Annotated in this window: 17 protein-coding genes; 8 read left to right on the top strand and 9 right to left on the bottom strand. The window is 72.4% G+C overall.

Annotated elements, in window-relative coordinates:
• Positions 1-190: 190 nt before the first annotated feature.
• From Q3W68_RS02985 to Q3W68_RS02975, 3 genes are all read left to right on the top strand, one after another.
• A complete protein-coding gene (locus tag Q3W68_RS02985; RefSeq protein ID WP_302903981.1) occupies positions 191-4,909 on the top strand; it encodes a DUF6531 domain-containing protein in 4,719 nt (1,572 codons plus the stop codon).
• A 32-nt stretch (positions 4,910-4,941) separates the two neighbouring features.
• Entirely contained in the window at positions 4,942-6,042 is a 1,101-nt protein-coding gene (locus Q3W68_RS02980) for a hypothetical protein (protein WP_302903980.1), read from the top strand.
• Between the two features lie 150 nt (positions 6,043-6,192).
• Positions 6,193-7,350: a hypothetical protein gene (locus tag Q3W68_RS02975; RefSeq protein ID WP_302903979.1), complete on the top strand. Its 1,158-nt coding sequence runs from the start codon at positions 6,193-6,195 to the stop codon at positions 7,348-7,350.
• 6 nt (positions 7,351-7,356) lie between these two features.
• Here the strand turns inward: Q3W68_RS02975 and Q3W68_RS02970 are convergent, their stop codons facing one another.
• Positions 7,357-7,929, bottom strand: coding sequence for a hypothetical protein (locus Q3W68_RS02970; protein ID WP_302903978.1), 573 nt, complete (start codon positions 7,927-7,929; stop codon positions 7,357-7,359).
• A 108-nt stretch (positions 7,930-8,037) separates the two neighbouring features.
• Here Q3W68_RS02970 and Q3W68_RS02965 point away from each other — a divergent pair, with 108 nt between their 5' ends.
• Positions 8,038-9,351, top strand: a complete 1,314-nt coding sequence (locus Q3W68_RS02965; protein WP_302903977.1) for a phosphotransferase family protein — start codon at positions 8,038-8,040, stop codon at positions 9,349-9,351.
• Here the strand turns inward: Q3W68_RS02965 and Q3W68_RS02960 are convergent.
• A complete protein-coding gene (locus Q3W68_RS02960) occupies positions 9,348-10,208 on the bottom strand; it encodes an AraC family transcriptional regulator (protein ID WP_302903976.1) in 861 nt (286 codons plus the stop codon). The two genes, Q3W68_RS02965 and Q3W68_RS02960, sit on opposite strands and share 4 nt — an antisense overlap.
• 102 nt (positions 10,209-10,310) lie before the next feature.
• On the opposite strand from Q3W68_RS02960, the gene yidD reads away from it, so the two are divergent.
• Positions 10,311-10,694, top strand: coding sequence for a membrane protein insertion efficiency factor YidD (yidD, locus tag Q3W68_RS02955; RefSeq protein WP_302903975.1), 384 nt, complete (start codon positions 10,311-10,313; stop codon positions 10,692-10,694).
• A gap of 112 nt (positions 10,695-10,806) precedes the next feature.
• On the opposite strand, the gene Q3W68_RS02950 is transcribed toward yidD, so the two are convergent.
• Genes Q3W68_RS02950 through Q3W68_RS02935 form a run of 4 tightly spaced genes read right to left on the bottom strand, consistent with a single transcriptional unit; the run spans position 10,807 to position 13,304 of the window.
• On the bottom strand, positions 10,807-11,541 hold the full coding sequence (locus tag Q3W68_RS02950; protein ID WP_302903974.1) for a YqjF family protein: 735 nt from the start codon (positions 11,539-11,541) through the stop codon (positions 10,807-10,809).
• A 5-nt stretch (positions 11,542-11,546) separates the two neighbouring features.
• Positions 11,547-11,912, bottom strand: a complete 366-nt coding sequence (locus Q3W68_RS02945) for a VOC family protein (protein ID WP_091045928.1) — start codon at positions 11,910-11,912, stop codon at positions 11,547-11,549.
• A gap of 46 nt (positions 11,913-11,958) precedes the next feature.
• The gene (locus Q3W68_RS02940; protein ID WP_302903973.1) at positions 11,959-12,357 is read right to left on the bottom strand and encodes a hypothetical protein; all 399 of its coding nucleotides are present in this window, start codon (positions 12,355-12,357) and stop codon (positions 11,959-11,961) included.
• Positions 12,354-13,304 carry a hypothetical protein gene (locus Q3W68_RS02935; RefSeq protein WP_302903972.1) on the bottom strand — a complete coding sequence of 317 codons (951 nt, stop codon included), beginning with the start codon at positions 13,302-13,304 and terminating at the stop codon, positions 12,354-12,356. Before Q3W68_RS02935 ends, Q3W68_RS02940 begins: the two co-directional genes overlap by 4 nt.
• Positions 13,305-13,416: 112 nt before the next feature.
• Between Q3W68_RS02935 and Q3W68_RS02930 the strand changes: the two genes are divergently transcribed.
• The gene (locus Q3W68_RS02930) at positions 13,417-15,576 is read left to right on the top strand and encodes an MMPL family transporter (protein ID WP_302903971.1); all 2,160 of its coding nucleotides are present in this window, start codon (positions 13,417-13,419) and stop codon (positions 15,574-15,576) included.
• A gap of 22 nt (positions 15,577-15,598) precedes the next feature.
• On the opposite strand, the gene Q3W68_RS02925 is transcribed toward Q3W68_RS02930, so the two are convergent.
• The gene (locus tag Q3W68_RS02925) at positions 15,599-16,261 is read right to left on the bottom strand and encodes a response regulator transcription factor (RefSeq protein WP_302903970.1); all 663 of its coding nucleotides are present in this window, start codon (positions 16,259-16,261) and stop codon (positions 15,599-15,601) included.
• Positions 16,258-17,610 carry a sensor histidine kinase gene (locus Q3W68_RS02920; protein ID WP_302903969.1) on the bottom strand — a complete coding sequence of 451 codons (1,353 nt, stop codon included), beginning with the start codon at positions 17,608-17,610 and terminating at the stop codon, positions 16,258-16,260. Before Q3W68_RS02920 ends, Q3W68_RS02925 begins: the two co-directional genes overlap by 4 nt.
• A 170-nt stretch (positions 17,611-17,780) precedes the next feature.
• Between Q3W68_RS02920 and Q3W68_RS02915 the strand changes: the two genes are divergently transcribed.
• Both Q3W68_RS02915 and Q3W68_RS02910 read left to right on the top strand, forming a co-directional pair.
• Entirely contained in the window at positions 17,781-18,401 is a 621-nt protein-coding gene (locus Q3W68_RS02915; protein ID WP_302903968.1) for a DUF1772 domain-containing protein, read from the top strand.
• Positions 18,398-18,838: a hypothetical protein gene (locus Q3W68_RS02910; RefSeq protein ID WP_302903967.1), complete on the top strand. Its 441-nt coding sequence runs from the start codon at positions 18,398-18,400 to the stop codon at positions 18,836-18,838. The genes Q3W68_RS02915 and Q3W68_RS02910 overlap by 4 nt, the downstream gene beginning before the upstream one ends.
• A gap of 296 nt (positions 18,839-19,134) precedes the next feature.
• On the opposite strand, the gene Q3W68_RS02905 is transcribed toward Q3W68_RS02910, so the two are convergent.
• Entirely contained in the window at positions 19,135-19,626 is a 492-nt protein-coding gene (locus Q3W68_RS02905) for a very short patch repair endonuclease (protein WP_302903966.1), read from the bottom strand.
• Between the last annotated feature and the right edge of the window lie 95 nt (positions 19,627-19,721).

Genomic DNA, 19,721 nt, shown 5'->3' with positions numbered 1-19,721 from the left:
AGCGCTCGATTTGCAAGAAGCGTTCCGATGGCGGTGAACGTTACGCGACGGGTATGTGATTCTCCGCTCATCGGACCGTTCCCGCAGGCCCGTGTTATGCATCGAGATCAATAGATGAAACGGGGTGATGGGGCAGAGACACAGGACAATATCGTTCCCTCGATCGAGCTACGTCGAGACGGGGGTGTCGATGAGACTCAACACAGGAATCGGCCGGTGGCGTCTGCCCGCTCTGGCTGCGGCCACGGCGGTCACGCTGCTGACATCCGGGGTGCCGGCGATCGCTGCGGAAGACGACTACGTCACGCGGCCGTCGTCGGAGTTGCTCGGGCAGCATTCGGGCTACGGCTTCACCGGCCAGGGCGTGAACACGGCCACCGGGAACTTCACCTACGCCGCAGTCGACCTGGGTTTCTCCGCCGGGCTGCTGAGCTGGGCGCGGAGCTACAACTCGCAGAACCCGCACGACGGGCCGTTCGGCAAGGGCTGGACCACCACGCTGACCACCCACCTCGAGGTCGGTGACGATGGCGCGGTCGCGTTCCACGACGTCGACGGCCGGGTGCTGACCTTCGCGCCCGGCGACGCCGGCGGCTACCAGCGCCCGCAGGACATCGAAGCCGAGCTCACCCGTGCCGGCGACGGCACCTTCACCCTGCGGTACCGGGCCGGCGTAGCGATCACGTTCGACGCATCCGGTCGTGCGACCAGCTTCACCGGGGAGGGGGAACGGGTCAGCCTCAGCTACGACGCCGGCCGGCTGAGCCGCGCCACGCACTCGGCCGGCGCCGTTCTCACCTTCGGATACGACGCATCCGGCCGCATCACCCGTGCCGAGGCCGGCGACGGGCGGGTGGTCACCTACACGTACACCGATGGCGCACTGTCCGCGGTGACCGCGCCGGGCGGCGCCGTCACCCGTTACACGAGCACCAGTGGCGGCCTGCTGGCCACCATCGTGGACCCGGAGGGTCGCACCGTCCTCGAGAACACCTACGACTCCGACGGGCGGGTCGTGCGCCAGGCGCTCGCGTCGGGTGGCGCCGAGGATGTCGCCTACGACGACGTGACCGGGGTGACCACGGCCACCCTGCAGCCGAGCGGGGCCAAGGCGACCTACCGGCACGACCAGGCGGGCCGGTTGGTCGGCGCGACGGACCCGGCCGGTAAGTCGATCAGCCAGACGTTCGACTCCAACGGACGCCTCGTCGCGAACAGCGCCCGGGGCGGGGCCCGGACGACCTTCGCCTACGACGCCCGCGGCAACCTCACCAGCCGCTCGGTCGGCGCCGCCACCACCGCCTACGGATACGACGCGCAGGACCGCGTGACCAGCGTGACCGACGCCGCCGGCGGGGCCACCCGCTACGGCTACACCGGCGACAGCCGGGTCCCGTCAACGGTGACCGATGCCGCCGACCGGATCACCCGCCGCACCGTCGTCGACGGGCTGGTGACGGAGGTCGTCGACCCCGAGGGCGCGAAGACGGCCTACGGCTATGACGCGGGCCGACGGCTGGTCACCATCACCGACCCGACCAACCGGAAGCTGAGCTACGGCTACGACGCGGCGGGCCGGCGTACGTCGGTGACAAGCCCGTCCGGGAAGGTCCAGCAGTACGGCTACGACGACGCCGGTCGGCTGTCCAGCACCACCGACCCCGCCGGCGCGGTCACCCGCTACCGCTACACGGCCTCGGGCCGGCTACTGGCCACCGTCGCCCCGAACGGCGCGACGACGACCAACGGTTACGACAGCTCCGGCCGGCTGACCACGGTCACCGACCCTCTCGGCCGTGTCCTCACCTACGGCTACGGTGACGACGGACAGGTCAGCACGGTCACCGACGCGCTTGGCGGGGTCAGCCGCTACACCTACGACGGGCTCGGTCGGACCAGCACGATCACCGATCCCAACGGCACCGTGGTGCGCTACACCTACGACTCCGACGGGCGACCGACGGAGGTCGTCGACGGCGCCGGGTCCGAGGTCACCGGCTACGACGAGCGGGGCAACGTGACCAGCCTGACCGACGCGGCGGGCAACGTCACACGGTACGGCTACGACCTGCTGGACCGGCGCACCTCGACGGTGGACGCGGCCGAGGCGGAGACCAGCACCAGTTACGACCCCACCGGTCGCGTGGTCTCCACGAAGGACGCGATGGGGGCGGTCACCAGGTACGAGTACGACGGCGCCGGCCGGTTGGTCGCGGTCATCGACCCGCTCGGCAACGCCATCCGTTATGAGTACGACGCCGCCGGGCGGATGACGAAGAAGATCCTCCCCGCCGGCGGCGCCTTCGTGTACGCCTACGACTCCGACGGCCGCAAGACCTCCGAGACCACCCCGGCGGGCCTGGTCACCCACTACGAGTACGCCACCGGTAACCAGCCGATCCGGGTCATCGACCCGCGTGGCGGCATCACCCGGCACGAGTACGACGCGCAGGGCCGGGAGACGAAGCGGACCAGCCCCGGCGGTGGGGTACGCACCATGGAGTACGACGCCGCCGGGCAGCTCACGGCGGTCACCGACCCCAACGGCGGTGTCACCCGCTACACGTACGACAAGGCCGGCAACCTGGTCACCATGACCGACGCCAAGAAGGCGATCACCCGTTACTCGTACGACGCCGGCGGCCGGCAGACCGAGGTCACCGACCCGCTCGGGCGGGTCACGAAGCAGACCTGGGACGCGGCCGGCAACCGCACCTCGCTGACCGACCCCTCGGGACGCACGCTGCGCATGGAGTACGACAAGCGCGGCCGGTTGACCAAGCGGACCGCGGCGGACGGGGCGACGGTCACCTTCGGCTACGACGCCGTCGGCCGCCGGACCGCCATGACCGACAGCGCCGGCACCACCCGCTACGCCTATGACAAGGTGGGCCGCCTGCTCACCACAACCCGACCGGACGAATCGGTGGTGTCCGCCAAGTACGACGCGGCGGGACGGCGCACCGCCCTGACCTACCCGGACGGGCTGGCGGTCTCCTACAGCTACAACGCCAACGGCTGGTTGACCGGCCTGTCGGACCCGCGGGCCGGGAACGTGTCGTACCAGCTCGACGCTGACGGGCGGCCGGTAGCCGAGAAGCTGCCGGGCTCCTGGTCGCGTACCTACCGCTACGACGGCGGTCTGCTGGCCGGCTACACGGAGGTCCGTAACGGCGCACCGGCCTTCGACACCACGCTCAACCGCGACGCGGACGGCCGGGTCGTGCAGCACATCCAGCCCACGCCAGGCAAACGGGCCAACTACACCTACGACGCGGCGGGGCAACTGCTGTCGGCCACCGGCGAGCCGGGTGGCACGGTCTCGTCCACCTATGACGCGGTGGGCAACCGCACCAGCATCACCCGGGGCGGGGTGACGACCCAGCTCACCTACGACGCCGCCGACCAGCTCACCGCCGCCGACACCGGCGACAAGCACGTCGCGTACCGCTACGACAGGGCCGGGCGGCTGCTCGAGCGCGACGACCCGAACGACGTGCTGACCATCGCCTACGACTCGTTCGGCCTGCCGACGACGCTCACCGAGTCCGGTGGCGGCGTCACGCAGACCAACACGGTCGGCTACGACGGCGACGGCCTTCCGACGCAGGTGGCCACCACGCGCAAGCCGAAGGACAACCCGCCGCAGACCAGCACCGTCTCCTACCGGTGGAGCGGAGGCGACGGTCTGCTGCCGCAGCTGCTCACCCAGTCGGGCGAGGGTGCCGCGAACTTCGTGTACGGCTACGGCCGGGTGTTCGCCGACACCGCGAGCGGCTCGGCGACGTTCGCCCGGGACGCCTACGGGTCGACGATCCGGACCTCGGCGACCGACCAGTGGGCACAGGGGCAGAGCTACGACGTATTCGGCGCCCCGATCACCGCGGGACTGCCGAACCTGTCGAACCCCGCGTTCGGTTACCGGGGTGAGCTGGCCTACCGCGGTGAAACGGGCATCGGTTCCCTCGTGCACCTGCGGGCCCGGGTCTACGACGCCAGCACCGGCCGGTTCACGAGCCGGGACCCGCTGACCACCATGGTCGGTCAGACCGACACGACCAGCCCGTACGCCTACGCCAACAACGGCCCGCTGGACTTCGCCGACCCGAGCGGCCAGGTCTCCATCTGGGCCGGGTTCGGTGCCGTCTTCAACGCGGTGCTCCATGCGTTCGGGGAGAACTGCCCCCCGCCCAACGACTCGATCCAGGCCCACAACAAGTGCTTCCAGGGCCACATGCTCAGCACCCGGGGCAACATCGAGCAGGACTGCCTGGACGCCCGACAGCACTGCCTGAACATGCTGTGGAACAAGGAGCCCCGGGCCGAGCGGGAGAAGGCGGCGCAGGCATTCACCATCAACGAGCTGAACAAGCGTCGGGAGGGCTTCTTCCAGCGGTTGTGGGACGACCAGTTCGGCTTCGGCACGACGGTCAGTTACAACGTCGACTGGGAGGTCAAGCCGCCGCGGCTGAACGACGACTACCCGCCGCTGTTCGCTCCCTCGTTCGACGGTGACCGCCTGAAGGTCGACATCGTGACCGACGAGACCAACATCTTCGAGGTCAAGGACTACGCCCATCGTAGCCAGGTGGAGGGGCAGCTCGACGGCTACATCTTTGCGGCCATCTACCACTACCAGGTGGCCTTTGTGAAGGGCACCGAGTTGCAGGGCTGGGCGAACTCCTTCCTGGTCCAGGAGAGCTTCTGGGACGACATCTTCGGCGGCGACGAGGTCGTTGTCTGGGGGGACATGCCCGGGCACGTCTACTTCGCCAAGGAGGACAAGGCTCCCTCGGCCGCCCGGACACGGGCACAGCGCAACCGCGACATGGAGGACGAGGCCCACAACACCTGTACTCTCTGCATCCCGATCATCCCGATCATCCCGCGCGTGCCCGTGGTTCCGTGACCACCGGGTAAGCCACAAGACAGGGGAGCGTGATGGCCGTCGTCGTCCTACCCGAGGTGCACCAGGCATTGCGCGTGTCGCAGAGCCTGCTGCTCGAGGTGCGGTCCGGCGACGGCCGGCTCCCCGCCGCGATGGCCGCCGTGCGGGACGTGCTGCTGCGGCTGGAGGCGCCGGGGGCCGACGGCGGCGCGGAGCGGATCGCCTTCCTCCCCCCGGCGGTGCCCCTGCCGGGCCGGCACCTCCTCGCGGTGGACTTCGGTTCGCTGCCGGACGAGCAGGTGCTGGCCGTACCCGACCTGCTCGTCGCCGGACTGCGAGGCGCCGGGGTGGGTGACGCCGAGGTCGGCGTGGCCCACACCGGCGACCTGGACAACCGCCCAGGGCTGACCCCGGCCGTCCGGGCCTACCTGCGAGGGCCGGTGGCGGCACCGTTCGGTGACCTGCCGGCCGGGCCGCCGGTGGCGTTGCTCGACATCGCCGCCGGCTGGGTCGCCGGGCACAGCGTCGGGCAGCTCAGCCTGGTCGTGTTCGGGGTGGAGACCGCCCTGCCGGCCGAGACGGCGCCGGAGGCGGCCCGCAGCGCACTGGCCACCCCCGGCCGGACCACCACCGTGAGCCTGGTCGCCGACGGCGCTCCGGTCGCGGCGGCGACCGTCGGGGCGTCCATGCGTGACGCGGTGCCGGCGGCGGCGCTCACGCTGGCGCCGGCCACCCCGGAGACCATGCGTGAGCTGCGGGATGTGCTGAGGGCGCACGCCGGCACGGTCGTCTGGGCCGGGGTGGCGGCCGAGCCCGACGCCCGCCGGCTGCTCGACCACGGCTGGGCCCCTCGTGTGGAACCCGGCCAGGCGCCCTCACCCGACGTGGCGGCGCTCGCCGACCTGCTGGTGCCGGAGGCGATGTGGTTCCAGGTCCTCTCGGCAGGCCACCTGGAGCGCCTCGGCGGCCCGCCGCCCGGGGCGCTGCCGCTGCCCGGCGCTCGTTTCGAGCTGACCGTCGGTGAGCCGGAGCAGTGGCTGCCCGGGCATCCGGACGGCGCCGTGGTCCGCCGCCGGGCGCGCGACCTGCTCGCCGCGTGCCTGGTCGACCAGGGCCAGGCGGCCGGCATGATGGCGGCTCGGCTGCGCCGCTGAGCGGAGGATCGACGCCTCGCCGTCCGCCGTTGGTATGGGTCAATCACCCAATCGGCTGGATTTGCAACTTGCGCGTGTCTTGGCACCCCCGCGCCGCAGTTGACATGAATGACACCCCGATTGGTGGGCTCGCGCGGCGGAGGAGTCGGCGTGGCGAAGACTGATTCGACGGGTTCCACATGGCGGTACCGGTGGGCGCACCGGCAGAACGAGCGGCGGCAGCGGGCCTTCCGCGCGGCCGACGAGGCGTGGCGACGCCGCGACGAGGAGCTGCGCCGCCTGCGTACGCTCGCGGTGTCCTTCCACGGCTCGGCCCGGGCGGGCGTCGGCCTGCCGATGGAGCTGGCCCCCGGTGAGGTGGTCTTCTGGACGCTTCCCGCCGCGCAACTGGTGGAGGTGCGGCACACCGCCGTGCTGCCCGCCCCCGAACTGACGGTCGACCCCGACCCACCCGTGTTGCGCCCGCGCCGCCCCGAGGGCGTCAAGGTGGTCGACGCCGGGCTGGCCGTGCTCACCAACCGCCGTCTGGTGCTGCTCGGCGGACGCGGCAGGCGCGACTGGGCGTACGGCCGGATGACCGGCCTGTCCCACGACCCCGGCGCCCCGGTCACCCTGATCCAGGTGCTGGACCGGCGGCGTACCTCCGGGTTGCTGCTGCCCACCGGCGCGGCGGCCGACTTCCGGTTCACGCTCACGCTGGCGTTCGCCGACGCAATCGAGCAGCGCGCCGCGGTGGTGGCCGAGCTGGACGAGCTGATCGCGGAGCACACCGCCGCGCGGCCCGAACGCCCCGCGGTGCTCACCCCCGCCCAGGCCCGCGTCACCGCCCTGGTGCCGGGCGGCCGGCGCACGGTGGCGGTCGGCGCGGCGCTCGCGCTGATCGTGCCGGCGATGCTCATCGAGTCCAACCCGCCCACCCGGGCCGGCTCGGAGCGGGCCGCCGCCGCGACCCCGGCGGCCAGCGGCACCCCCGCCCCACCGCAGCACGTCGCGCCCGCCGTCCAGGTCCGGCCCAGCACGAGCCCGGAGCCGTCGCGCGCCCGTCCCGCACCGCCGCGCGGCACGCCGCAGCCACCGGTCGAGCGCCGCTGCGGCGCACCGGCGAACCCCTTCGGGTACGACTTCTGCGGCGGCCAGCGGATCCGCAGACCGGCCGCCGGGGTGTGCGAGTGGTTCGAGTGCGTACCCGGGTTCTGGTCCGACCGCGGCTGGCTGGTGCAGTGCCGCGACGGCTCGGTCAGCCGCACCGGCGGCCAGCGCGACGTGTGCGCCGGCCACAAGGGGTTCCGCCGTACCGTCTGGCGGTGACCGCGATCAGGCCACCGGGCGGGGTGTGACGCGCAGCGGCAGCAGCCCGGCCAGCACCAGCGCGGCGCCCACCGGCAGCAGGTTGAGGTTCACCGCGATCGCCAGGAACCCGGCCAGCACCAGCACCGGCGCCCACACCGGCAGCAGCCGTGCCGCCGCCGCCCGGTACAGCAGCACCAGCAGGCCCACCTCGAACAGCAGCGGTCCGCCGACCAACACCGGGCCGGGCGTGCGCACCGCTTCGGCGAAGCTCGGGAACAGGTCGCCGAGGATCACCCAGACGAAGGCGGCGGCGCCGACCAGGCCGGCCAGCGCGGCCACGTCGTCGAGCGTCCGCAACCGCGACGACCGGGTACGCAGCAAGCCGTGCAGCCCGACGATCAGCGCGGCGAAGCCGAGGACGCCGAGCAGGAACAGGGTGTGGCCGGTGTTCCACGCCCAGGCGCCCTTGTCGCTGTGCCCGTCCAGGCGGTCGATCAGGCGCAGCAGGCCGTAGCCGAGCAGCAGCACCGCCGACGACACGGCGACCGGGCGCAACCACTGGTACGCGGGACGTGTGCGGGAATCGAGAAGGCTCATCGCCTCAGCGTTCCGGGCGCCCGTGTTCGGGACATCGGGGAGCGGTCCCGAACCGGACCCGGATCAATCCGCTCGCCTCCCGTAGGGGTACCCGGATACCGTCCGGCCGTGTCCCGCACCGTCACGCTGGTCCTGCTCGACTCCGCCGGCCGCCCGCTCGGCGCGCTGCCGCCGTTCGGCGTACCGGAGCCGTGGTGGCAGGAGGCCGGCTCGATCGTCGCCGCCGTCCGGCAGCGCCACGGTCTGGAGGTCGCCGTGCTGCGGCTGCTCGACGCCGACCGCCCTGCGCCGCCCGGCGGGCATGTTCGCTACCTGGCGCAGGTCGTCGACGCGCTTGACGGCCCTCAGGAGTCGGCCGCCGACGCGCCTGGCGTACCCCTGGAACCGGCCGTGGACGCGCTTGGCGTACCCCTGGAACCGGCCGTGGACGCGCTTGGCGTACCCCTGGAACCGGTGACAGTGGACCTCGCGCCGCATCCGCTGCGCCAGCCGTGGGCGGAGGCCGGCGGCCCGGCCGACAGCGTCGTGTGGGCGACCGGTGAGCTGCGCCGGCTCGGCCGCCGGGTGACGGCGGTGGCGCAGCAGCGCACCTGGAACCTCTCCGCCATCTGGCGCCTGGACACCGACCAGGGCCCTACGTGGCTGAAGCAGCTCCCCCCTTTCTCCCGCCACGAGCCCACGGTCCTGGCCTTCCCCGATGATCAAGGAGTCGGTGCCGGTGTTGATCTCTCCGGTGACCCGAACTCCTTGATCAACGGGCCGGTGGTGCTCGCCGCCGACGGGGAGGGGCGGATGCTGCTGGCCGACGTGCCGGGGCAGGACCGGTACGGGGCCGGAGAGGGCGAGCGGGCCTCCATCGCGGCCGAGCATCATGCGGTGCAGTGGAGGGCGTGTGGGGTCGTCGGTGAGCTGGTCGCGGCCGGGGTGCCCGACCTGCGCGGGGTGAGGCTGGCGGGCTGGATCCGGGAACGGCTGGCCGGGCACGACGTGTCGGCCGCCGCTGGTCTGCTCGACGGGCTCGACCGGCGGTTGCGGCAGGTCGGCGAGTGCGGCCTGCCCGACGCGCTCGTGCACGGTGACCTGCACCCCGGCAACGTGCGCGGCGGCGACGGGCGCCGGACGGTGATCGACTGGGCGGACTCGTTCGTCGGCCACCCCGCGTTCGACATCCTGCGCCTCACCGAGGACGTCGACGCGGACGCCGCCGCCCGGCTGGTCGACGCGTGGGCGCGGCGGTGGCGGGCCGACGTGCCGGGCAGCGACCCGCACCGGGCCGTCGACCTGCTCCGGCCGGTCGCGCCGCTGCGGCTGGCCGCCGTGTACGCGATGTTCCTCGCCGCGATCGAGCCGAGCGAACACCCGTACCACGTGCACGACGTGCCGGCCGCGTTGGCGCGAGCGGCGGCGGTGGCGCGACCCTAGATGCGGCGGACCGGGATCCACAGCTCGGCGTCGGCGGTGCCGCCGCCCTCGGCGACCCGCACCCGCGAGATCTCCGGCCCCGGGCGGGCCTCGTACGGGTTGGACGGGAACCAAGACGTGAACACCGCCCGCCACAGGTGCTGCACCGCCACCGGGAACGCGCCGGAGCTGCGGAACACCGCCCAGTCGCCGGCCTCGACCGGCAGGCTGCGCAGATCGTCCGGCACGTCCGCGCCGGTCACCGCCGCGTACCAGTAGTCCAGCTCGGCGCCCTCGTCGCGGGAACCGGCCAGCTCGGCGCTGACGTTGACGATCCCGTACGGCTCCTGGTCGGACAGCGCCTCGATGCGGCGTACGGTGGCCGGGTTGATGCCCCTGACGAACGCCACGATGTGCGGGTTCATCCCCTCGTGCACGAGCGGCACCCGGGCCGTCAACCCGGCGAGCCGGAAGGCGTCCTTGGTCACGATGCGGTAGTCCATGCTGGTGTTCCCTTCGACGACGAGCCGGAAGGACATCCGGGGCTGGGACCGCAGCACCGCGCCGGCCTGCCGGGCCTGCGTCGGCCCGATGCCGTGCACGGCCCGGAACGCGCGGGCGAACGCCTCGTTCGAGCCGTACCCCCAGCGGATCGCCACGTCGAGCAGCGACTCCCGGCCGGCGAGCACGTCGGCGCCCGCCAGCGTCATCCGGCGGCGGCGCACGTACTCCGACAGCGGCATTCCGGCCAGCGCCGAGAACAGCCGGCCGAAATGGTGTTCCGACACGCCCGCGATCCGGGCCAGCGCGGCCACGTCGAGCGGCCGGTCGAGCCGCTCTTCGAGGTGGTCAAGCGCGGCGTTGAGCCGATCCAGCACCCGATGTTCCTTCCTGGTGACGCCCTCGACGCTAGGTTCCCGTCCGCCCGCCGACCCGATCACACCGGACCCGATCCGGTCGCCTCATCGACGCTGGCGACGGTGTCGCATCATGACGTGGTGATCTTCCGGAAGCGACACCACAAGAAGAAGCGGGACTGGTGCGACTGCGATGTGCCCACCTGTGACGGTCCGGGCTGCTGCGACCTCGGCCTCTTCTCGACGCTGCTCACCCTCGGCTCGGTGACCGCCGGCGTCGTCCGGCGGCCCGCCGTGGACCGCGCCGGCCGGGCCGCCATCCTCGGTTACCGGCGCTGGCTGTCACACCGCTGGCCGGGTACCTGCCGCTACACGCCCACGTGCAGCGCGTACGGGCTCGCCGCGGTCGAGCGGTACGGGCTGGCGGTGGGTGGTCGGATGGCCGCCGACCGGGTACGCCGATGCCGTCCCGACGTGCCGCACGGCACCCACGACCCGGTGCGCTGACGCTGCTCGCCTCCGCGCGCGCGGACGTGCCGGCGCCACCTCGGGGAAGTGGCGGTGTTCCGGTGTGCCGGATGCCGCCACTCCAGCGACCTGGCGTCGACCGACGTGGCGGTCACCCGACCGATGTGGGGCCGCCGAAGACGACAGGGACGCCGGGGGAGTAGAGCACGCTCGCCGGCGGCCCGTCCGGTGCGGGCAGCCCGGCGGCGGTGACCAGTTCGTCGTCCAGGTGCAGCAGCTCCGCGCGGTGCAGCGGCCACTGCGGATGCCAGTTCGGCAGGTGCCGGGTACGGCCGTACGCGCGGGTGTGCAGGCCCCACCGGGCGGTGAGGAAGTGTTCGAGCGGCGTCGGCTCGGGAATCGACGCGCCCACGCGGACCGTCATCCGGCTGGTCGCGCCCGCCGGACCGGGCCAGCGGCGGCGGCAGCGGTAGGTGAGCGTGTCACCGGACCGGTCCAGCCGCATAGCCGACCACTTGTACGGCAGGCGCAGGCTCAGCTGCGCCACCAGCACGGGCACCAGCCGGGACGCGTCGAGCGAGCGGAAGACCACAGCGCGCCGCCCCGAGCCGTCGACCGAGTAGAGCCGGACGTTCGTCTCCCAGAACGTGCCGAAGTAGGGCACGCCCGGGCCGCGGCCGAGCCCCAGCCCGACCATCCGGAACCCGATCAGCCCGACGTAGGTGAGCCCGTCGAACGTGTCCGGCCGGGTGCCGGCGGGTAGCAGCGGCGCCACCCGTTCCGGCGGGACCGCCCAGTGCAGAAAGGCGAGATCCTGCCAGCGCTGGGCCAGCCAGGCCCGGCGGATGGCGCGTACTGGAGCGTGCTCGACCGGCTCGATCTCCACCGCACTCACTCCGGCCGGTGGCAGACCGCCTCGACGTTGTTGCCGTCCGGGTCGCGGACGAACGCGCCGTAGTAGCCGGCGTGGTATTCCGGCCACTCCTTCGGCGCGTGCAGCACCTCCGCGCCGGCCGCGACAGCCGCGTCGTGGAACGCGCGCACCGTGGCGCGGTCGGCGGCGGTGAACGCGATGTGCACGGGCACCGGCGTGGCGCCGGAAGGCGCGGGCTCCACCCAGAAGTCGGGCGCGTCGACGCCGTAGCCGATCGGGCCGGGCTCCATCAGCCGCCGCCCGCCCAGCGGGGCGAGGACGGCGTCGTAAAAGGCGCCGCTGGCCGCCAGATCGCGCACCGCTACGGAGAAGTGGTCGAGCACGTCGCCTCCCTGCGATCGTCGATGACCGGCCCAGGCTACGAGAGCCCTACGACAATCCGCCGTGGTATTCGACGTACCAGCGAGACTGCTCGGCCACGTCGAACGCCGCCACGTCCTCGGGATCGACGGCCGACAGGTAGGCGAGAACCTCGGCCGCCTCCGCCGTGCCGAGCGTCCGTAGGTGAGCGAGCGTCTGCTCCCGCCCCGCCCCGCACAGCAACTGCCACTCCACCGAGCACGCGGCGTCGAAGCTGGAGTGCTTGGCCTGCCAGATCAGCAGTACGTCGGCCAGGTCACCGTGCAGGAACAACTGCTCGCAGCCCAGGTGGATGAGGGCGCTGTCGTTGTCGGCACCGAGGCGGATCTGCTCGCGCAGCATCGACCGCACCGGCTCGACGTCCGCCGGACGCAGTCCGTGCCGCTCGTACCATTCCTCGTCGTTCACGCGGTCGTCCTGCCGGACACCGCGACCATCGGACCGGCTCGCCGTCGCCGGGCGGTGTCCGCGACGATCAGCAGGCCGGGCACCGCGCCGAGCAGCCAGATCACGCCCACCGGCCAGTGGATCACCTCGCTCACCGCGCCCCGGATCTCCGGCACGTCACCGACCACGTAGGACGCGTCCGGCTCGCTCGTGCGGCAGTCGAGCGTCCACGAACCCGGCGACGGCACCCGCACGGTGGCCACCCAGGCAAAGCTGGCGTAGTCGCCGCCGTAGTCGCCCGGTGGGACGGAGACCAGCTCGGCCGCCCGGACCTCCGAGCCGCCGCCGGTGAGGCGGCAGTCCGGGTCCAGCGGGGCGGGACCCACCGCGAAGATCGCGTACGCCCCGGCGGCCGGTGCCGTGAACCGCCCCGTCGGCGTCGGGTAGGAACCGACTCCGCCGTACTCCCGGGAGAGTTCTTGGATCGTGCTGTCCTCGGCGCCGAGCCGTACCGCGGACTGCGTCAGCAGCGCGCCGAACACCACGGTGAGCCCGCCGATCAGATAGCCGCGCCGCGACGCCGGGCGGGCCCGGTGGGGCAGAAGCCCGCCCACGGCGTACCCGATCAGCGCGCCGACCACCGCGAGCGCCGCACCGCCCAGCAGCGCCCACCCCCAGCGGGCCTCGCCCGTCAGCGGCACGACCCACCGAAATAAGGCCAGCGACATCGCGAGAAACGCCGTGGTGACCAGCGTGGACACACCCACGGCCGCCGCGGCGCGCCGGGGTTGCCGGGCCGCCAGCACGGCGGCGAGCACCGGCGAGGCGAGCACGGGCCAGCACAGCGCGATGCAGAGCGGCTGGTCCTCCTCCCACCTGTGCGTCCACTCGTAGACGACCAGCGGCGTCGGCACTGTCGCGGCCAGCCAGGTGGTGAGGACTCCGGGACCGGGCAGCCGCAGGCTCATCAGCCAATCCTCGACCATCGGGATCATCGACGGAAGTCCGCGAGGCGTCCGAAAGGGATTGCTCACTGAGCGTAGGATCGCGTGCGACACAGTCGAACACACGGGGGAAACGATGTTCGAGCGCCTGGGCAGATTCGTCGTGGGCAAGGCCTGGTGGGTGATCGGCGGCTGGGTCGTCGCCGCGATCGCGATCATCGCCGCCAGTCCTTCGCTGAGCGACATCACCTCCGCGGACCAGGAGAGCTTCCTGCCGCGTTCCTACGAGTCGGTGCAGGCCACCGAGCTGGGCGCGAAGTCGTTCCCGCAGGCCGCCACCGCCACCGCCACGATCGTGGTCAAGCGCAGCGACGGCAAGCCGCTGACCCCGGCCGACGAGGCGCGCGTGGGGCAGCTCGCCGCCGCGCTCAAGGCCCGGAACATCCCGCAGACCTCCGGCTACCTGACCGGCCCGCAAGCGGTCGCGCCGGACAAGTCGGTGCAGGTGGTCACCGTCGGTCTCGACGCCGACAGCCCCGACGACCCGGGCCTGCTCGACGCGGTACGCGACCTGCGCGCCGCCCTCGGGCCGGACCTGGCCGGCAGCGGCCTGACCGCCGGGGTGGCCGGCGACGTGGCGAGCTTCGTCGACAACGAGGACACGTTCAACGAGGCGTTCGCCGTCGTCGGCGTCGCCACCATCGTCCTCATCATCGGGCTGATCCTGATCATCTTCCGCAGCCCGATCGCCGCGCTGCTGCCGGTGGTGGTCATCAGCGTCGTCATGTCCGTCACCACCGGGCTGGTCGCCGCCGCCGGCAAGGCGTTCGACCTCAACGTCAGCCAGGACCTGCAGACCATCCTGCTGATCGTGCTGTTCGGCATCGGCACCGACTACATCCTGTTCCTGCTGTTCCGCTACCGGGAGCGGCTGCGTGCCGGCGACGACAAGCGCACCGCGATGATCGTCTCGGTGCAGCGGGTCGGCGAGGTCATCACGTCCGCCGCCGGTGCGGTCATCGTGGCGTTCCTGGTGCTGCTGCTCGCCTCGCTCGGCTTCTTCGGCTCGCTCGGCCCGGCGCTCGCCATCGCCGTCGGCGTCATGCTCGTCACCTCGCTGACCCTGATCCCGGCGCTCGTGTCGCTGCTCGGCCGGTGGGTGTTCTGGCCGTCGAAGGCGTGGCAGCGTCCGCCCAAGGCGGCCCTGTCCCGGCGGCTCGGCGCCGTCGTGGGCCGCCGTCCCGCCGTCGTGGCCGCCGCCTCGGGCGCGCTGCTCGTGGCGCTCGCCGCCGGGGTGCTCGGCTACAAGGCCGACTACGACTTCAGCGCCGGTTTCCCGCAGGACACCGAGTCGGCGCGGGCCGCCCAGGATCTCCAGCGCGGGTTCGCCGCCGGTGCGCTCGCGCCCACCGAGGTCTACCTGACCACCGGCAACGGCACCCCGCTCACCGAGCAGCAGGTGAACGACTTCGCCGCCGCGGCGGCACGCGCTCCGGGCGTCGGGCAGGCGCAGCCGCCGGAGCGCAGCACCACCGACCCGAGCGTCGTCCGGATCAACCTGCTGCTGGACGAGAACCCGATGTCCAACGAGGCGATCACGCTCGTGCGCGACGACCTGAGGGACGCGGTGCACGAGGCGGCTCCGCCCGGCACCAGGGCGCTCGTGGGTGGTGCCACGGCGATCTTCGCGGACATCAACTCGGCGAACAACAGGGACCTGTCGGTGATCCTCCCGGTCGCCGCCCTCCTGATCGCGATCATTCTGGCGCTGCTGCTGCGCAGCCTCGTCGCGCCGGTGTACCTGGTGATCGCGGTGCTGCTCAACTTCGCCGCCACGCTCGGCGCCACCGTCTACGTGTTCCAGGGCCTCCAGGGCAACCCGGGTGTGACGTTTCAGTTGCCGATCATCCTCTACCTGTTCGTGGTGGCGATCGGCACCGACTACAACATCCTGATGATCGCCCGGCTGCGCGAGGAGGCGCGCGAGGGCCACGAACCGCACCAGGCCGCGGCGATCGGGGTGGAACACGCCGGCCCGACAGTCGCCGCGGCCGGGCTGATCCTGGCCGGCACGTTCGGGGTGCTGATGCTCGCGCCGATCTCGTTCCTCCAGCAGATGGGCTTCGCGGTGGCGATCGGGATCGTGCTGTCCGCGTTCGTCATGTCGATGTTCTTCGTACCGGCGCTGACCGGGCTGATCGGCCACAAGGCGTGGTGGCCGGGGCACGGCGACGAACGGCGCAACGGCGGCGGCCGGCACGCGGCGCCCGAGCCGGCGGACGCGGCGTCGGCCTGACCGTCACCCGCCCCGGCGCGGCTCAGCCCTCGCCGGGGCGGACCAGCCCGCTCTCGTACGCGATCACGACGAGCTGCGCCCGGTCGCGGGCGTTCAGCTTCTGGAGCAGCCGGCTCACGTAGGTGCGGGCGGTGTCCGGGCTCAGGAACAACGCCTGCCCGATCTCCGTGTTGGACCGTCCGGCGCCCACCTGGGCGAGCACGTCCCGTTCCCGGGCGGTCAGTCCGGCCAGCCGCGCCGGGTCGGCCACCGGTGAGCGGGCCGCCGCGGCCAGCACCCGGCGGGTCACGGCGGGGGAGAGCAGCGCGTCACCACCGGCCACCGTCCGGACCGCGTCCCGCAGCGCGTCGGGCGGGGTGTCCTTGAGCAGGAAACCCGCCGCGCCGGCGCGGATCGCCTCGAACAGGTACTCGTCGTCGTCGAACGTGGTCAGCATGACCACCTGCACGCCGTCCAGCGTCGGATCGGTCAGGATCCGCCGGGTCGCCTCCAGCCCGTCCCCGCCCGGCATCCGTACGTCCATCAGCACGATGTCGGGCCGCTGCTCCCGTACCACGGAGAGGCCGCTGCGGCCGTCGCCGGCCTCGCCCACCACCTCGATGTCCGGCGCCCGGTCGAGTAGCGCGCGCAGGCCGGTGCGGACCAGGTGCTGGTCGTCGACGAGGACGACGCGGATCGGGCTCACGCGGCGACTCCCGTCAGGGGCAGGCGGACCGATACGCGGAAGCCGCCGGTGCCGGTGCCGTCGGTTGCTCTGGTGTCGCCGGTTGCTCTCGTGCCGGCGGTTGCGGTGGTGCCGGTCTGGACGGTGCCGGTTTCGACGGTGCCGGTCTGGACGGTGCCGGTTTCGACGGTGCCGGTCTGGACGGTGCCGGTTTCGACGGTGCCGGTCTGGACGGTGCCGGTTTCGACGGTGCCGGTCTGGACGATGCCGGTTTCGACCGTGCCGGTTTCGACGGTGCCGCCCAGCAGGGCCACCCGCTCGGCCATGCCGCGCAGGCCCTGGCCCTTCCCGCTCGTCGGCCCGGCGGGCGGGACGCCGCGGCCGTCGTCCACCACCTCCAGGGCGAGCCGCCCTGGCGTGGCGCGGACCGTCACTGCGACCCGGGTGGCGTCGGCGTGGCGCAGCACGTTCGTCAGCGCCTCCTGCACGACCCGGTAGACGGTGCTGCCCACCACCGCCGGCAGCGTGTCCACCGGACCCTCGATCCGCAGGTCGACGGCCAGCCCACTCCGGCGTACGCCGTCCACGAGCGCCGGGAGCTGGTCGAAGCCGGGAACCGGTTCCCGCGGCCCGGGTTCGCGTCGCAGCGTGCCGAGCGTCGCCCGCAACTCCGCCATCGCACTGCCGCTCACCGACCGGATCGCGGCCAGGGCGTTCTCCGCCTGCACCGGATCGCTGTCGGCGAGCGCCTCCCTGGCGACTGCCGACTGCAACGTGATCACCGACATGGTGTGCCCGAGCGTGTCGTGCACCTCCCGGGCGATGCGCAGCCGTTCCGCCTCGACCTGACGGGCCGCCTCCCGATGGCGTTCCTCGTCGGCCGCGACCGCCTGCCGGACCAGCGCCGCCCGCAGCGACCTCCGGTTGCGTACCGCGTCACCGAGGGCGATTACGGCCAGCAGCAACGCCGCCTCGGAGCCGAGTTCCGTACCGACGACCACAGCGATGTCGTCGCCCTCGGCCAGCCGGGCCACCACCGACACGGCCAGCAGGCTCCCGGCGACCACGGCGGCCGGGACGACACGCCCGCGTTCGGACACCCGGTAGAGGACTGCTGCGGCCGGGGCGGCCACCCCGACGGGCGGCAGGTCCAGCGCGTAGTACCCGAGGATGACGACCGCCGTCGCCAGCAGCGCCGGCAGCGGCCACCGCCTGGCGCACAGCACCAGACCGCCGAGCACCGCGCCGACCACGACGGCGAGCGCCGCCCCGCCGGGCGCGGGCCGATCGGCCGCCACGGCCACCGCGACCAGGCCGAGCGTGGCCGCCGCGAGCAGGGCGTCGGCGCGGGTGGGCGAGGTGTCGGGCACGCCTTCGAGCCTAGGTCCGCGCGGACCCTCACCGCTGTCGTCCGCAGGCGTCGGGGTCGACCCCGAGGCGTACGCCGAGAAGCGACATCCGGTCGCGCGACCACGCGGACGACGGCCGAGGGCAGCCGACCTAGCGTCGATGGCGTCCCCGAAACGTGAGGAGAACCCTCGTGCTACGCACAAGACTGACCTGGCTCGCCCTTATTGTCATGGTGTGGGCGGCAATGATGTCGTTCGGCGGAGTAGCCGCCGAGACCGTCATGCTGTACCCGAACATCTTCAGCGACGCGCCCGCCTCGCTCGACCGGGCCCGCGAGTTCCTGGTTCACGGCGGCCCGCACGACTATTTCCCGCCGCTCGGCGCGTCGGTGATCCTGACCAGCGTCGCCGCCACGCTGCTTACCTGGCGCGACCGGCGGCTGCGCTGGTGGGTCGCCGGCGCCACGGCCGTGTTCGTCGTCTGCGAGTTCCTGTTCTCCGCCGTCTTCTTCTGGCCGCGCAACGAGATCATGTTCGTCGACCCGGTGGGGACGCACTCGCCGGAGTACCTGCGCCAGGTCGCGGCCGAGTTCGTCGCCGGCCACTGGGTGCGCTTCGCCGGAGGTGCGGTGACGGCCGGACTGGCGTTCGTCGCGCTGCTGAAGTTCGTGCGCTCGACCGCGCCGGTCTCGGTGTCGGCTCCCGCACCGGCTTCGACGCCTGGTTCTTCTTCGGCCCCTGGTTCGCCGTCTGCCCCTGGTTCGCCGTCTGCACCTGGTTCGGCCCCGGCGGCGGCGGAGGTGACGCGATGAGCACGGCTCGCCGTACCCTCGGATTCTCCTGGCCGGCGTTGGTTGCGCTCGCCGCGTTGGCCGCCCCGCGGGTTGCCCTGCACGACCTGGACGTGGTGCCGGAGGGCGCGGCGGTGGCCGCGCTGCTCGCGGTCGGACCGCCGCTGTGCTGGGTGGCCGCCGTGCTGTGGCGCCGCCCGGCGCGGCCGTTCCTGACTGTTGTGTCGATCGGGGCGCTGTACGGAGTGTTCCTGGCGGTCGGTCACCAGGTGTTCTGGGACTCGTCGCTGGGGATGGACGCGCCGGGGCTGGCCGGGCTGGAGCCCGGGGCGCGGGAGGCGTTGTTGCGAGGTGCGGCCGTGATGTCGAGCGTGGTCACCGGGACGATGGTCGGGGTGGTCGCGGGTGGGGTGGCGGCGCTGCTGGGCCGGGCGCTGCCGACGCCGGTCAGACGCTGACGCGGGCCCGACTTCCGCCGGCTGTAATGCCCGGGGAGGTCATTGACAGCGCAAGAAGGCCCATTCAGGTAGGACGATTAGCCGAGCACGAGGGGTCCCGCTGTCAGGACCCGTGCCGGTAGTGTCCCAGGAACACCTTGTGGGGAGGTGTTGTCGGCGTCTGCTGAGCTTGCAGCGTCGGCTGTGTGGAAGCGGAGTAGATCCTGATTGTCACTTCTCGGCTGCGGATTCGTCGTCGATCGCCCGTATCAGCCCGGGAGACCGTCGTTCAGGCCTCGAACGCCTCCTGCGCAATGTCATTGCGCGTTCGTGTACGGCGAGCTTCGGCGTGCGGCTGACTGTCTCCTGCCGCGAGGTAGGGCGACGCGGGCCGACATGTCCCTGACAACGCCGACGAGCCGGCTGGCGGCGCTCCCCGCCGGCTCGTGCTCCCAGATTCGTATGACGGTCCAGCCCGCCTGCTCGAGTCGCCGGCTCGTTTCACGATCCCGCTCACGGTTCTTCAGAATTTTCGCCTCCCACCATGCGGCGTTGGCCTTGGGCCAGGTCGCATGCTGGGGGCAGCCGTGCCAGAAGCATCCGTCGACGAACACGGCCAGTTTGATACGGGTGAAGGCGATGTCGATCGTCCGTCGAGGCGAACCGACAACCGGGAGACCGATCCGGTATCGCAGCCCCGCTCGATGCAGTTCACGGCGGAGGGCGAGCTCGGGCTCGGTGTCCTTCCGGCGTTGGCGTTGCATGCGACCACTGACGCCGGTCGAACTGGGCACGGGTCGTTCGGGCACAGCCCCACCCTAGAGGGCTGATCGACTCCGCCGTCTCAAGGGTGTTTGATCAGCTCTACCTCTGATGATTCCCGCGCAGATCACTGAAAGGGTGG

The sequence above is a fragment of the Micromonospora sp. C28ISP2-4 genome, assembly GCF_030519385.1.
Lineage (GTDB): Bacteria > Actinomycetota > Actinomycetes > Mycobacteriales > Micromonosporaceae > Micromonospora > Micromonospora tulbaghiae.
This window is presented reverse-complemented; position numbering and strand designations above follow the sequence as displayed.

Bases quoted from the DNA above. Each gene is read 5' to 3' on its own strand.
- Q3W68_RS02970 (WP_302903978.1), bottom strand. From the start codon at position 7,929: ATGAGCCTTCTCGATTCCCGCACACGTCCCGCGTACCAGTGGTTGCGC.
- Q3W68_RS02935 (WP_302903972.1), bottom strand. From the start codon at position 13,304: ATGAGCCTGCGGCTGCCCGGTCCCGGAGTCCTCACCACCTGGCTGGCC.
- Q3W68_RS02930 (WP_302903971.1), top strand. From the start codon at position 13,417: ATGTTCGAGCGCCTGGGCAGATTCGTCGTGGGCAAGGCCTGGTGGGTG.
- Q3W68_RS02910 (WP_302903967.1), top strand. From the start codon at position 18,398: ATGAGCACGGCTCGCCGTACCCTCGGATTCTCCTGGCCGGCGTTGGTT.
- Q3W68_RS02985 (WP_302903981.1), top strand. From the start codon at position 191: ATGAGACTCAACACAGGAATCGGCCGGTGGCGTCTGCCCGCTCTGGCT.
- Q3W68_RS02980 (WP_302903980.1), top strand. From the start codon at position 4,942: ATGGCCGTCGTCGTCCTACCCGAGGTGCACCAGGCATTGCGCGTGTCG.